Source organism: Paraburkholderia sp. FW306-2-2C-D06C (assembly GCF_058781505.1).
The window spans coordinates 22,475-35,968 of the sequence record NZ_JBYSWU010000013.1; the positions used below are offsets into that span (position 1 = coordinate 22,475).

Consider the following 13,494-nt stretch of genomic DNA (forward strand, 5'->3'; position numbering starts at 1 on the left):
TAGGCCTGCTTCATAGGCCTGCTTCACAAGCCTGCTTCAAAGCCGGTTCACGCGTTCGCCACTCGCGCACTCGGTCCCTTGCTGAACTTCATCCACGCGCTATATACGATCGAAGCCAACGCGAGGCCGACAAACCACGCATACGTATAGAGCGTATTGAAGAACGCCGGCACATTCGGAAACGCTGCCGGAAATGCGGTATGCAGGAAACCCGGCAGATTCGGCAGAACGCCGACCAGCAACGCGATCACCGCGCCGATATTCCAGCCGCCCGTGTAGCTGTACTCGCCGTTTTCGTCGAACAGTTCGCGCGCATCGAGCCGGGTGCCGCGAATCAGGAAGTAATCGACCATCAGAATACCCGCCACCGGCCCGAGCAACGCCGAGTAGCCGACCAGCCACGTGAAGATATAGCCTTGCGTGGTGGCGAGAATCTTCCACGGCATCATCACGATGGCGATCGTGGCGGTAATCATGCCGCCCGTGCGATACGAAATGCCCTTCGGCCACAGGCTGGAGAAATCGTAGGCAGGGCCGACCAGGTTTGCCGCGAGATTGCAGGACATCGTATCGAGCGTCAGGATGAGCAGCGCGAGGCCGACGCCGATGCCGGTCATGCGGCTCGTCAGATCGATCGGGTCCCAGATCGCCTTGCCGTAGATCACGACGGTCGCCGACGTCACCACCACCGAAATCACCGAGAGCAGCGCCATCGGCACCGGCAAGCCGATCGACTGGCCGACGACCTGGTCACGCTGCGATCGGGCAAAGCGCGTGAAGTCCGGAATATTCAGTGCAAGCGTGGCCCAGAAGCCGACCATCGCCGTGAGCCCCGGCCAGAACGTCGCCCAGAAGAGCCCTTCCTTTTTGCCGCCGGCGACGAACTGCGACGGCGCCGACAGCATCGTGCCAAGGCCGCCCGCTTTCGAGGTCGCCCACCACACCAGCGCGATGCACATCACGATCTTGATCGGCGCGGACCAGCTTTCGAGCCAGCGGATCGAATCGGTGCCGTGCACGATGAAGTAGATCTGCAACGCCCAGAAGACGAGAAAGCACACCAGCTGCGCGAGCGAGATGTCGAGAACCGGCAGCGCCGCGCCGTGCAGCGCGTTGCCGGTGAGAATGTTCAGCAGCGTATAGATCGCGCTGCCGCCGAGCCACGTCTGAATGCCATACCAGCCGCACGCGACGATCGCCCGCAGCATGGCCGGCAGTTTGGCGCCTTGCGTGCCGAACGACGAGCGCACCAGCACCGCATACGGAATGCCGTGCTTCGCGCCCGCATGGCCGATCAGCAGCATCGGCACCAGCACGATCAGATTGCCGAGCAATACGGTCAGCACTGCCTGCCACGGCGACATGCCCTCTTCCGTCAAACCGGCGGCGAGCATGTACGACGCGATGTTCATCACCATCCCCACCCAGAGCGCGGCGAAGTGATACCACTTCCATGTGCGCTGCGCGACGCCGGTCGGCGCGAGGTCGTCGTTATAAAGACTGCTGCCCTGCGCGCCGGCCGCAAAGTGCGGTTCGGCGGGTTGCGCTGTCTGCTTCATCGAAAGATCTCCACTGGATCGTTGAGGCCCGCGCATCTTCTGGTGGCGCGTCAGGCCTTTGGGGGGAAACAAGGGTTCAGTACAAACGCATCGTTGTTTTTATAGGGACTTCATGTTTCAGGCTGCTTTCGCCGCTGCCGCATCAGCCTGTGCCTGCACGGCAGCGTCCGCCGTTTCCGCGATTTCTGACGTTCCGCTCTCGCCGGCAGTCACGCGCGACGGATTGTTCGGATGCGTGGTCCAGTTCGCATACTCGCCGTTGTCCACGCGCTCCATCGTGATGCATTCTTCGACGGGGCACACGTGCATGCACAGATTGCAGCCGACACATTCGGAGTCCATCACTTCAAAATGCCGGACGCCATCTTTTTCTTTCATGATCGCCTGGTGCGCGGTGTCTTCGCAGGCGATGTGGCACAGGCCGCACTGGATGCACTTGTCCTGATCGATGCGCGCCTTGATGTCGTATTTGAGGTTCAGATACTTCCAGTCGGTGACGTTCGGCACCGCGCGGCCGCGAATATCGTCGAGCGTCGCGTAGCCTTTTTCGTCCATCCAGTTCGACAGGCCGTCGGCGAGATCGGCAACGATCCGGAAACCGTAGTGCATTGCCGCCGTGCAGACCTGTACGCTACCCGCGCCGAGCACCATGAATTCAGCGGCATCGCGCCAGCTCGAAATACCGCCGATGCCGGAGATCGGCAGATTCGGCGTTTCCACGTCGCGCGCGATTTCGGCGACCATGTTCAGCGCGATCGGCTTCACCGCCGGGCCGCAATAGCCGCCGTGCGTGCCTTTGCCGTCGACCATCGGCAAGGGCGACATCGCGTCGAGGTCGACGGCGACGATCGAGTTGATCGTGTTGATCAGCGACACGCCGTCCGCGCCGCCTTTATAGGCTGCACGCGAACCGAGGCGAATGTCGCTGATATTCGGCGTGAGCTTCACAAGGCACGGCAGCTTCGTGCCTTCCTTGACCCAGCGCGTGACCATCTCGACATACTCGGGCACCTGCCCGACCGCCGCGCCCATGCCGCGTTCGCTCATGCCGTGCGGACAGCCGAAATTCAGCTCGACCGCATCCGCGCCGGTGTCCTCGACGAGCGGCAAGATCCATTTCCAGTCGCGCTCGTTGCACGGCACCATCAGCGAGACGATCAGCGCTCGGTCCGGCCAGTCGCGTTTGACTTGCGTGATTTCGCGCAGGTTGATGTCGAGCGGACGGTCGGTGATCAGCTCGATGTTGTTCAGCCCGGCGATGCGCTGACCGTTCCATTGCACCGCGCCGTAGCGCGAGCTGACATTCACCACATGCGGGTCGAGACCCAGCGTCTTCCACACCACGCCGCCCCAGCCCGCTTCGAACGCGCGGTTCACGTTATAGGCTTTGTCGGTCGGCGGCGCGGAAGCGAGCCAGAAAGGGTTCGGCGACGTAATGCCGGCAATCGTACAGCGCAGATCGGCCATGTTCGGCTCCTTGGGGACTGCTGTTTTTTGTCTGGGTGCGGCGGTGAGCTTGTTGGCCCCTTATTGAGCCAACCAAGTGCCAGCTAAGTGCCAACCCAGTGCCAACTAAGTGCCAACTAAGCGGCTTTGACGGCCGTGCGGGCGAACAAAGCGTCGATCGCGGCCGCGGCGACCTTGCCGTCCTGCACCGCTTGCACCGTGAGATCGACGGCGCCGGTAGCCGCGCAATCGCCGCCTGCCCACACATCCGGCAACGAGGTTTGCCCATTTGCATCGACCGCGATGCGGTTGCCATCCAATGTCAAAAGCTCGCGCTCGATGCCGATCGGCACCAGCATCTGGCCGATCGCCTTGAGCACCATGTCGGCTTCAATCACGAAGCGTTCCTGATTGCCCTCGCCCGACGTGCGTTCGAATTCGACGCCCGTTACCACGCCGCCAACGCCCAGCAAACGCGTCGGTTTCGCATGCGTAATGAGCGTGACGCCGTTGGTCTGCGCGAATTCACGCTCGGCCCACGTCGCGCTCATCGACTCGACGCCGCGCCTATACACCATCGCCACCGACGTCGCACCAAGCTTGTGGCTCTGCACCGCCGCATCCACGGCCGTATTGCCGCCGCCGATCACGACGACGCGCCGCCCCACCGGCACCGTGCCGACATCCCTTGCGGTGCGCACCTGTTCGATGAAATCCACTGCGTTCATCACGCCGCTCAGGTCCTCGCCTTCCATTGCCAACGCGCGCACGCCGCTGAGGCCGATCGCGAGAAACACCGCGTCATGTTCGTGGCGCAGCGTGTCGAGGCTCACGTCACGTCCTAACGCCACGCCGTTTTTGATTTCGATGCCACCGACCGAGCACAGCCATTCCACTTCGCGCTGCGCAAAATCATCCACGGTTTTATAAGCGGCGATGCCGTATTCGTTGAGACCACCCGCCTTTTCGTGGGCGTCATACACGGTCACGGAGTGGCCTGCCAGCGCGAGGCGCTGCGCACAAGCGAGTCCCGCCGGCCCCGCGCCGACCACGGCGACATGCCGGCCCGTGTCGGCCGCACGCTTGAACAGCACCTCGCCGCGCGCCATCGCCCAATCGGTCGCATGACGTTGCAGCGCGCCGATCGCCACCGGCTTCGCGTCCTGATGGTTGCGCACGCAAGCGCCTTCGCAAAGAATTTCGGTCGGGCAAACGCGCGCACACATGCCGCCCATTGGATTAGCCGACAGAATGTCGACGGCCGCGCCTTTCAGATTGCCGTTGCTGATCTTGCGAATGAAGCCTGGAATGTCGATTTGCGTCGGACACGCCTGCACGCAGGGCGCGTCGTAACAGTAGTGACAACGGCTCGCGGCCGCGGCCGCGGCGCTCGCGTCGAGCAACGGCGCGATGTCGGCGAACTCGCACGAGAGCTGATCGGGCGACAGGCGCTGAGCGGCAATGTCGCCGGTTTGCTTGATGGCCATACACGTTCCTTCGTCGATGTGAGGACGTAGCCGTACCTGCCGGCTGCGAGAGACGCGGAGCCGGGACGGCGTGATTTATGGGCAATACGGTGAGGCTGGTGAGTCGACAGCTACCACTGAAGCGTTATGAAACCGGCTCGCACGCGCGCTCCAGCATCGCATGCAGCAATACGTTGGCGCCCGCCTCGATCCATTCGAAGGTGGCGTCCTCGATCTCGTTGTGACTGATTCCGTCGATGCAAGGCACGAACACCATCGAAGTCGGCGCGACTTGCGACAGATAACAGGCGTCGTGTCCCGCACCGGAAACCATGTTGCGATGCGGATAGCCGAAACGCTCGGCCGCGGCGCGCACGGACTTCACGCAGGCTTCGTCGAAAGCGACCGGTGCGTAGTAAAAGATCTGCTCGAGTTCGGTTTCCAGGCCGCTGCCGCCCGCAATCTTTGCCACGCCTTCGCGCAACGCGGCATCCATCTTCGCGAGCACCGCATCGTCCGGATGACGGAAATCGACGGTGAAAAACACACGGCCTGGTATCACGTTGCGCGAGTTCGGATAGACCTGCATCATGCCGACCGTCGCGCAACCGAACGGCGCGTTGTCGAGGCCGATGCGGTTGACCAGATCGACCACGCGCGCGGCGCCTAGCAACGCGTCGCGACGGCGCGGCATCGGCGTCGGACCCGCATGCGCTTCCTGCCCCGTCAGCGTGATTTCGTACCAGCGCTGACCTTGCGCATCGGTCACGACGCCAATGGTCTTCTGCTCCGCTTCGAGAATCGGCCCTTGTTCGATGTGCAATTCGAACGCCGCATGCAGCGGACGCCCCCCGCACGGCAGATCGCCCGCATAGCCGATGCGCTCGAGTTCCTCACCGATCGTCTTGCCGTCCACGTCCTTGCGCGAGAGGCCGTAGTCCAGCGTGAAGACGCCGGCGAATACGCCTGAAGCAACCATCGCCGGCGCGAAGCGCGAGCCTTCCTCGTTGGTCCAGATCACCACCTCGACCGGATGCTCGGTCTCGATGCCGTGATCGTTCAGGCTGCGGATCACTTCGAGCCCGCCCAGCACACCGTAAATGCCGTCGAAGCGGCCGCCGGTCGGCTGGGAATCCGCGTGCGAACCGGTCATCACCGGCAATGCACCAGGGTTGCGCCCGGCGCGGCGCATGAACACGTTGCCCATCTGATCGACCGAGACCGTGCAACCCGCATCCTTCGCCCAACTGACGATCAGATCGCGCCCCTGCTTGTCGAGATCGGTGAGCGCAAGGCGGCAGACACCGCCTTTCGGCGTCGCGCCGATTTTCGCCATCGTCATCAGGCTGTCCCACAACCGCTTGCCGTCGACCTTGATCGACGTAGCGGGTTCAGCGTCTCCCAAGGGGACTTCCTTCGGGGCGCCCCCCAAGAGGACTTCCTTCGGTGCGTGCTTCTGCGCTTCGGATCCCGCGTTCATTCGTCTCGCTCCTTTCGGTGAACCGACATGAAACTGGTGCATCGGCGGCGGGTTTTGGGGCGTGGCCGCACGGCGGCGGTGCACACTCGATGCCTTCGATCGCCTCTTATACAGAGGGCAAACCCTGGGGCATCGCCCGCTCTCTCAATCCTGTCCAGTTGGACAGGTTGTAGACGATTAAACCCGCCAAATCAATGCTTTTCGTACGGTAGGGAACATAGCGAGAAGCGTGCCATTGCGTTGCAGCATGCGTTGATCGCGCGCCGCGAATGCTTGTGTCCATCAGCGTCCAAACGACTAGAATGAAGCGCGACGCGGCGCACATGCCGCTCAAGGCGAACATGAGAGACGACGACGTGGCGGCCGACATCACCGAAAGCGACGAAATAAACGAAGCAACCCGCGCACCTTTGCGGCGGCGCAAGGCGCACATTCGCGAGTCGAACGAAGCGCATCTTCTGGCCTGCGCCGAAGCGGTTTTCGCGGAGCGGGGACTCGACGGCACCAGCACCGCGATGATCGCCGAACGTGCAGGCTTACCGAAAGCCAACCTGCATTACTACTTCCCGACCAAGCTCGCGCTGTATCGGCGCGTGCTCGAAGATCTGTTCGAAGACTGGTATCGCGCCGCCGATACGTTCGAATGCAGCGACGACCCCGTCGAAGCGATCGGCGGGTACGTGCGCGCGAAAATGGAATTGTCGCGCCGCCGGCCGCTCGGCTCGAAGGTGTGGGCGAGCGAGATCATTCACGGCGCGGAGCATATGCAGGACATCCTCACCGGGCGCGTGAAGCCGTGGCTCGACAGCCGCGTGACGGTGATCGACAGCTGGATCGCGCGCGGCCTGCTCGCGCCCGTGAACGCGCAAACGCTGATGTACATGATCTGGGCGACCACCCAGCATTACGCCGACTTCGACGCGCAGATTCGCGCGCTCAAAGGAAAGCGCGCGCTGTCGCAGAAGGCGTTCGAGGCGACGACGGAGGAGGTCGTGCAGTTGGTGATTCGGGCGTGCGGGGCGGTGTCGCCGGCGCAAACAAATATGCCATCAAAGAAATGACCTCTTTACTATAGTCATATAAGGCTATAATTATGCCTATAGGCAAATGACTATAGGAAAAATCATGCAAGGCAATCTGGTATCGAAGTCCGAATTCAAAGCGAAAGCCCTCGAATTCTTCAGGCAGGTCGAGTCATCCGGTGAAAGCGTCATCGTCACCGACCACAGCAAACCCGTGCTTGAAGTGCGGCCCTATCGCGGCGTGGAGCGCAGCCCGCTCGATGTGCTGCGCGGTTCAGTCGTGCGCTACGACAATCCCACCACCCCAGTCGGAGAGGATGACTGGGAGGCGGCGCAGTGATCGTTCTGGACACACATGCACTGGTCTGGTGGGTCACCGGCGATCCGACGTTGAGCAAGAAAGCTAAGGCTGCCATTGCGCACGAAATGGCCGGCGGCGAAATCATCGTCTCGGCGATTTCCGCATGGGAAATCGCCATGTTGGTGGAACGGGAAAAACTCGTACTCTCAATGGATGTCAGCAGTTGGCTCGCCACGGTTGCGGCCATCGAGGCAGTACGTTTCGTACCGGTCGATGTGGAAATCGCAATAAAATCAGTCGATCTTCCCGGCGAATTTCATAAGGATCCTGCCGACCGGATGATCGTCGCGACTGCTCGCAAGTTTGCGGTCCCGCTGGTAACAAAGGACGAAAAAATTCGCGCTTACTCGCACGTTAAAACCGTCTGGTAAAGCAATGCCGGGCCCGCATCCGTGCAGGCCCGTTCCCGGCGAGACGAACAACCAGTCAATACGTCTCCAGATGCAGCCGCCCTTCCCGCTTCAGCTTCACCCACAGCGCTTCCCAATCCATCTGGTGCTGCTCGCCGATTTCCTTGAGCGCCTGCAGCACACCGTCTTCCATACCCTTCAACCCGCACACGTAGATATGCGTGTTGTCGTCCTTGAGCATGTGCACGACGTCGGCCGCGCGTTCGCGCATCGCGTCCTGCACATAACGCCTGGGCTGCCCCACCGTGCGCGAAAACGCCAGATTCGTATCGATGAAGTCTTTCGGCAGATTCGTCAGCGGGCCGAAGTACGGCAACTCCTCTTTCGTGCGCGCGCCGAAAAACAGCATCAGTTTGCCGGTTGCGCCTTTCAGACGCCGCCGCCGGCGATACTCGGTCATCGCGCGCATCGGCGCTGAACCAGTGCCCGTGCAAATCATCAGCAGATGCGAGTTCGGATGATTCGGCATCAGGAAGGTGCCGCCGAACGGGCCGATCACCTTGACCACGTCGCCCTTCTTCAGGTCGCACAGATAGTTCGAGCACACACCGTCGAGGGCGTCGCCATGCTCCTGGCTCACGCGCTTCACGGTCAGCGAGACGTTGTTGTAGCCGGGACGCTCGCCGTCACGGGGGCTGGCAATCGAATATTGCCTCGCATGATGCACGCGGCCATCGGCGGTCGAACCCGGCGGCAGAATGCCGATCGATTGACCCTCCAGCACCGGAAACGGCATCGAGCCGAAATCGAGCACGATGTGATGAATGTCGCTATCGGTCGAACTGTCGGTGAGCCGGTAGTTGCCGACCACCGTTGCCGAGGTCGGATCCTTATGCGTGTAGAGATTCACATACGGCTTCGCGGCGGACCATGGCGGCACGACCGAACCGCGCACGGTATCGACTTCGATGCCGCTCGCCTGCGCAGCCGTGTCGCCCGATGCGCCGGCCTCATCCGCGGCGGGCACCGCCATCGTGTTCTGTTCGGGCAACACGTCCCACGTGAACTGCTCCTCGATGGGATACGCATCGGCCTTCAACACAGTGCGCCAGTTGTCGATCGCGCCGGTCGGACATGGCGGCACGCACGCCATGCAGCCATTGCAGATATCCGCCTTGACCACATAGTTGTTCTCGTCGTGCGTGATCGCGTCGACCGGGCAAGTCTCTTCGCACGTATTGCAGCGAATGCAGATTTCCGGATCGATCAGATGCTGCCTGAGAACCTCGATCGATACTGGGCCGTTCATGACTTCCTCCACCTTATATTCGTGCGAATACGACGCTGCACGTCCGGGCATCGTGCTCAGTTAAAGCGCACGTATTCGAAATCGATCGACTGACGATTCACCCCCATCGCCGGCGGTGCGATCCAGTTCGCGAACTTGCCGGGCTCTGTGACGCGGCCCATCAGCGAGGCGACAAACGCGCGGTCTTCCGGGGTCGCGAGCCACTTCGCTTCGTTGGCGGCCCATTCCGTCTCGCTGATGACGCGGCCGTCCGGCGATACACGAGTGCCTGCAAACGTGCCGATCTGCCGGTTGAATGCTTTATGCGGCACCGTCATGCGGAAGTCGATGCCGGCTTTTTCGAGCACCTTGTTCCAGCGCCCGACGCCCGCCACCGAGTCCTTGATGTAATCGTCGCGCAGCACTTCGTTCATGGCGTTGAGCATCGGCACTTCGCGCTCGACGAGTTTGCCGTCCTGCACGTCGAGCAGCTTGTAGCTCTGACCGTTCAGTCGATGATCGTCGTCGCGCTTGCCTTCTTCGTAGCGGCCCTTCAGACCCGAGCTGTAGAACGTGGCTGCATTGGACGAATGATCGGCGCCGAACAGGTCGATCGTCACCGAGTAATGGAAGTTCAGATAGCGCTGGATAGTCGGCAGATCGATCACACCCGCCGCGCGAATCTTGCTGACGTCGTCCGTGCCCAGTTCGTTCATCACCTGCGCGGTGCGCTGGATCACGCGCGACACGCCCGATTCGCCGACGAACATATGATGCGCTTCTTCGGTCAGCATGAACTTCGTGGTGCGCGCGAGCGGATCGAAACCCGACTCGGCAAGCGCCGACAACTGGAACTTGCCGTCGCGATCGGTGAAGTACGTGAACATGTAGAACGCGAGCCAGTCCGGCGTTTTCTCGTTGAATGCGCCGAGAATGCGCGGATTGTCTGCGTCGCCCGAACGGCGGCCGAGCAATGCCTCGGCTTCCTCACGGCCGTCGCGGCCGAAGTAGCGATGCAGCAGATACACCATCGCCCACAGATGGCGCCCTTCTTCCACGTTCACCTGAAACAGGTTGCGCAGGTCGTACATCGAAGGCGCGGTCAGGCCGAGGTGCCGCTGCTGCTCGACCGAGGCCGGTTCCGTATCGCCTTGCGTGACGATAATGCGGCGCAGATTCGCGCGATGCTCGCCGGGCACGTCCTGCCACGCGGCCTCGCCCTTGTGCTCGCCGAAATGAATCTTGCGGTCCTGCTCGCCGGGCGTGAGGAAAATGCCCCAGCGATAGTCCGGCATCTTCACATGGTCGAAATGCGCCCAGCCGCCCGCATCGACGCTCACCGCCGTGCGCAGATACACGTCATAGCCGTGCGAGCCTTCCGGGCCCATATCGCCCCACCACGACAGAAAATTCGGCTGCCATTGTTCGAGCGCGCGTTGCAGCGCACGGTCGTCGGCGAGATTGACGTTGTTCGGAATCTTTTCGCTGTAGTTGATCGTTGACATGGTCGGTTCCTTGGTCGCTTCCGTGGTCGGTTCCCGGACGGGAAACAGCAGTGCTTAAGGGTGAGAGGCGCGTGTCAGGCAGTTGGCGTTGCGTCGCGGCGATCAGGTCCAAACGTGCTTCGATCGCCTATCAATCGCGTATCAAACGCGTATCAAACGCGCGAGACGTCGAATTGCGCCTTGCTGCCCTTGCCGTACACCTTGAGCGCGCCCTTCTCGCCCACCGCGTTCGGCCGGTTGAAGATCCAGTTCTGCCAGGCGGTGAGACGGCCGAAGATGCGCGTCTCCATCGTTTCCGGCCCGTTGAAGCGCAGATTCGCTTCGAGACCGGTCAACGCATCCGGCGACATCGCCGCGCGCTCTTCGAGCGCGATACGGATTTCGTCGGCCCAATCGATATCGTCGGGCGATGCGGTCACGAGACCCAGACGTTCGGCTTCGATCGGTTTGATCGCCTGACCGATCTTCGAGCGCACGGCGTCGAGCGGGCCGGCTTCTTCATAGAAGCGGCGCGCGAGACGCGATTGATGCGTCACCATCGGATAGAGGCCGAAATTGACTTCCGAAAGCTTGATCGCCGGCTCTTCGTCTTCATTGCCCGGCAGCGCGGCCATATAAGTGCGGTCGGCGGCGAAGGCGAGTTCCGCGAACGTACCCGCAAAGCACGAACCCGGCTCGATCAGCGCGAACAGCGAGCGCGACGACACGTCGATGCGCGCCAGCATGCGGCGCAGCAGACCGATCGTCTCGCGCACGAACCAGTGGTTCCTGTGTTGCATCAGCACGGCGTCCGCGGCGAGCACGTTGCGCGCATCGCCTTCTGTCTTGAAGACCCACGTGCCGACCTCGAGCTCGTTGGTGCGCATCGACAGAATCGCGTCGTCCAGTTCACGGGCGAATTGCAGCGGCCACCAGTTCGCGCCTGCTGCGACGATTGCGTCGATGTCAGCAGGTTGTTCCGCTTGCGGCGCTTTGGCGGTAAACGTAGCGATGCGCCTGGAACGATCGATCGTGACGTCGAGCGTTTTGTAGGTGAGGCCGTCGTCGCGATCGGTGCGCTCGACCCGCGTCAGCGTCACGCCCCGCTCGTCCGACGGGCGATCGCTTTGCGCGGCAAGTTCGAGTGCGCGGGCCTGGATCGCCTGATCGAACTGGTTCGGCTTCACGACTTCGTCCACCAGACGCCATTCTTTCGCGCGTTCGCCGCGAATCCCTTCGACCACCGTGCAGAAAATGTCGGCAAGGTCGTGGCGTACACGGCGCTTGTCGGTCACGCGCGTCAGGCCGCCCGTACCAGGCAGCACGCCAAGCAGCGGCACTTCCGGCAACGACACCGACGACGAGCGGTCATCGACCAGATAGATTTCGTCGCAAGCCAGGGCGAGTTCATAACCACCGCCGGCGCACGCACCGTTCACGGCAGCGAGAAACTTCAGGCCAGAATGACGCGACGAGTCTTCCAGACCGTTGCGCGTCTCGTTGGTGAACTTGCAGAAGTTGACCTTCCACGCGTGGGTCGACAGACCCAGCATGAAGATGTTGGCGCCCGAGCAGAACACGCGGTCCTTCAGGCTCGTCAGCACGACCGTCCTGACTTCGGGATGCTCGAAACGGATGCGCTGTAGCGCGTCATGCAGTTCGATATCGACGCCGAGGTCATACGAATTCAACTTCAGCTTGTAGCCGTCGCGAATCCCGCCGTCCTCGGCGATATCGATGCCGAGCGTCGCGACGGGGCCGTTGAAGGTCAGCTTCCAGTGCTTGTACTGCGAGGGATCGGTGCGGTAATCGACCGACGCGATAGCGGTTTCTGCTGTGGACATGGGGCGTCTCCTGACTGGACGAAGCAAAACTTGTTTTTTGAACAATAGTGCATCGTCATACCCATGTAAAGCACTTTAGTGCATGTTCGCTAGTAAACCCTGGCACTCGGCTGCACTTCAGCTTACCCGTGCGTCGTCCGGCGTTTCGGCCGCGAGCCTTGCCGCAAGCCGGTCGCGCAATTGCAGGTAGGCGTCGGCGAGGGTTTTCTCGCTGGTGTCGAAGCTCATGTCGGCGCGGCCATATAGCTCGCTGCGCCCCGCCAGGATGCGCTTCAGGTCGTCCATCGCCTCCTTGTTACCCGACATCGGCCGCAGATCGCCTTGCGCGACCACCCGGCGCATATGCTCTTCCGGCGTGGCTTGCAACCACACCGTGAAGCAGTGCGAGAGCAGCGCGTTGAAGGTGCCCGACTCCGACACCAGGCCGCCGGGCGACGCGATCACAGCGCGCTCGTGCTCCTGAATCACCGCCTCGAGCGCGCGGTGCTCGTAGCGCCGATAAGCGCTTGCGCCATAGAGCGAATGAATCTCCGACGGCGGACAGCCCGCGAGTTGCTCGATCACGCGCGTCAGCTCGACGAACGGCACCTTGCGCTCCTGCGCCAGCATCCTGCCGAAGGTGGATTTACCCGCGCCGCGCAGGCCGATCAACGCAATCCGGTCCTTGCGATGCGGGTCGCGCGGCGCTTGCGCGAACATCTCGGCCAGCGCCATGCGGGCACGCTGCAACGCGGCCTGATCGCGTCCTTGCAGCAGTTCGCGGATCAGCAGCCACTCGGCGGAAGCGGTGGTCTCATCGCCGATCACCTCGGCCAGCGGGCAGTTCAGCGTCGCCGCAATCTGCCGCAGCACCAGCACCGACGCATTGCCCACGCCCGATTCCAGATTCGCCAGATGGCGCTCCGACAAGCCGGTCTCGGTCGCCAGCGTCTTGCGGGTCATGCCGCGGCGCGCGCGCAGCAGGCGCACGCGTTCGCCCATCGCAGTCAGAAACGGATCGCGCTCCTCGCGCTCGCCGCCGCGCTCGGCCCCGCTTTCGGCCCGACCTGCGCGGCTCGCGTCTTCACCGGCGGGTTCGTCCAGCGGCGCGGGAGTGTAATTTTGATTCATGTTTATCTACCTCTTGACCACGATATATGTACTATAGTGCTTGACACGCACTGGGTGAACGGTTAATTTTCGCCAAATATTGAT

At 62.2% G+C, this 13,494-nt stretch carries 11 protein-coding genes; 3 read left to right on the plus strand and 8 right to left on the minus strand.

Going from position 1 to position 13,494, the window contains the following annotated elements; translation table 11 throughout:
* Positions 1 to 47: 47 nt before the first annotated feature.
* From AC3WLT_RS12255 to AC3WLT_RS12270, 4 genes are all read right to left on the minus strand, one after another.
* Positions 48 to 1,559 carry an NCS1 family nucleobase:cation symporter-1 gene (locus AC3WLT_RS12255; protein ID WP_492592019.1) on the minus strand — a complete coding sequence of 504 codons (1,512 nt, stop codon included), beginning with the start codon at positions 1,557 to 1,559 and terminating at the stop codon, positions 48 to 50.
* Positions 1,560 to 1,676: 117 nt separating this feature from the next.
* A complete protein-coding gene (gene preA, locus AC3WLT_RS12260) occupies positions 1,677 to 3,026 on the minus strand; it encodes an NAD-dependent dihydropyrimidine dehydrogenase subunit PreA (protein ID WP_492592020.1) in 1,350 nt (449 codons plus the stop codon).
* Positions 3,027 to 3,142: 116 nt separating this feature from the next.
* Complete coding sequence (locus tag AC3WLT_RS12265) at positions 3,143 to 4,492, minus strand: NAD(P)-dependent oxidoreductase (RefSeq protein ID WP_492592021.1); 1,350 nt, start codon at positions 4,490 to 4,492, stop codon at positions 3,143 to 3,145.
* A 124-nt stretch (positions 4,493 to 4,616) separates the two neighbouring features.
* Positions 4,617 to 5,951, minus strand: coding sequence for a Zn-dependent hydrolase (locus AC3WLT_RS12270; RefSeq protein WP_492592022.1), 1,335 nt, complete (start codon positions 5,949 to 5,951; stop codon positions 4,617 to 4,619).
* 302 nt (positions 5,952 to 6,253) lie between these two features.
* Here AC3WLT_RS12270 and AC3WLT_RS12275 point away from each other — a divergent pair, with 302 nt between their 5' ends.
* The 3 genes from AC3WLT_RS12275 to AC3WLT_RS12285 all read left to right on the plus strand — a co-directional run bounded on the left by AC3WLT_RS12275 (position 6,254) and on the right by AC3WLT_RS12285 (position 7,705).
* Positions 6,254 to 7,012: a TetR/AcrR family transcriptional regulator gene (locus tag AC3WLT_RS12275; RefSeq protein ID WP_492592023.1), complete on the plus strand. Its 759-nt coding sequence runs from the start codon at positions 6,254 to 6,256 to the stop codon at positions 7,010 to 7,012.
* 64 nt (positions 7,013 to 7,076) lie between these two features.
* Entirely contained in the window at positions 7,077 to 7,313 is a 237-nt protein-coding gene (locus AC3WLT_RS12280; RefSeq protein WP_492592024.1) for a type II toxin-antitoxin system Phd/YefM family antitoxin, read from the plus strand.
* Positions 7,310 to 7,705 carry a type II toxin-antitoxin system VapC family toxin gene (locus tag AC3WLT_RS12285; RefSeq protein WP_492592025.1) on the plus strand — a complete coding sequence of 132 codons (396 nt, stop codon included), beginning with the start codon at positions 7,310 to 7,312 and terminating at the stop codon, positions 7,703 to 7,705. The genes AC3WLT_RS12280 and AC3WLT_RS12285 overlap by 4 nt, the downstream gene beginning before the upstream one ends.
* Positions 7,706 to 7,760: 55 nt before the next feature.
* Here the strand turns inward: AC3WLT_RS12285 and boxA are convergent, their stop codons facing one another.
* The 4 genes from boxA to AC3WLT_RS12305 form a co-directional block, all read right to left on the minus strand.
* Positions 7,761 to 8,993: a benzoyl-CoA 2,3-epoxidase subunit BoxA gene (boxA, locus tag AC3WLT_RS12290; RefSeq protein ID WP_492592026.1), complete on the minus strand. Its 1,233-nt coding sequence runs from the start codon at positions 8,991 to 8,993 to the stop codon at positions 7,761 to 7,763.
* Between the two features lie 56 nt (positions 8,994 to 9,049).
* Complete coding sequence (gene boxB, locus AC3WLT_RS12295; RefSeq protein ID WP_492592027.1) at positions 9,050 to 10,477, minus strand: benzoyl-CoA 2,3-epoxidase subunit BoxB; 1,428 nt, start codon at positions 10,475 to 10,477, stop codon at positions 9,050 to 9,052.
* Positions 10,478 to 10,629: 152 nt separating this feature from the next.
* Positions 10,630 to 12,300 (minus strand): 2,3-epoxybenzoyl-CoA dihydrolase, encoded by a 1,671-nt coding sequence (boxC, locus tag AC3WLT_RS12300; RefSeq protein WP_492592028.1) that lies wholly within the window; start codon positions 12,298 to 12,300, stop codon positions 10,630 to 10,632.
* Between the two features lie 117 nt (positions 12,301 to 12,417).
* Positions 12,418 to 13,410 carry a helix-turn-helix transcriptional regulator gene (locus AC3WLT_RS12305; RefSeq protein ID WP_492592029.1) on the minus strand — a complete coding sequence of 331 codons (993 nt, stop codon included), beginning with the start codon at positions 13,408 to 13,410 and terminating at the stop codon, positions 12,418 to 12,420.
* Positions 13,411 to 13,494 lie beyond the last annotated feature (84 nt).

Excerpts from the sequence above, each read along its gene's own strand:
- boxB (WP_492592027.1), bottom strand. The coding sequence starts at position 10,477 with ATGTCAACGATCAACTACAGCGAAAAGATTCCGAACAACGTCAATCTC.
- preA (WP_492592020.1), bottom strand. The coding sequence starts at position 3,026 with ATGGCCGATCTGCGCTGTACGATTGCCGGCATTACGTCGCCGAACCCT.
- boxA (WP_492592026.1), bottom strand. The coding sequence starts at position 8,993 with ATGAACGGCCCAGTATCGATCGAGGTTCTCAGGCAGCATCTGATCGAT.
- boxC (WP_492592028.1), bottom strand. The coding sequence starts at position 12,300 with ATGTCCACAGCAGAAACCGCTATCGCGTCGGTCGATTACCGCACCGAT.
- AC3WLT_RS12255 (WP_492592019.1), bottom strand. The coding sequence starts at position 1,559 with ATGAAGCAGACAGCGCAACCCGCCGAACCGCACTTTGCGGCCGGCGCG.
- AC3WLT_RS12305 (WP_492592029.1), bottom strand. The coding sequence starts at position 13,410 with ATGAATCAAAATTACACTCCCGCGCCGCTGGACGAACCCGCCGGTGAA.
- AC3WLT_RS12265 (WP_492592021.1), bottom strand. The coding sequence starts at position 4,492 with ATGGCCATCAAGCAAACCGGCGACATTGCCGCTCAGCGCCTGTCGCCC.
- AC3WLT_RS12270 (WP_492592022.1), bottom strand. The coding sequence starts at position 5,951 with ATGAACGCGGGATCCGAAGCGCAGAAGCACGCACCGAAGGAAGTCCTC.
- AC3WLT_RS12275 (WP_492592023.1), top strand. The coding sequence starts at position 6,254 with ATGAAGCGCGACGCGGCGCACATGCCGCTCAAGGCGAACATGAGAGAC.
- AC3WLT_RS12280 (WP_492592024.1), top strand. The coding sequence starts at position 7,077 with ATGCAAGGCAATCTGGTATCGAAGTCCGAATTCAAAGCGAAAGCCCTC.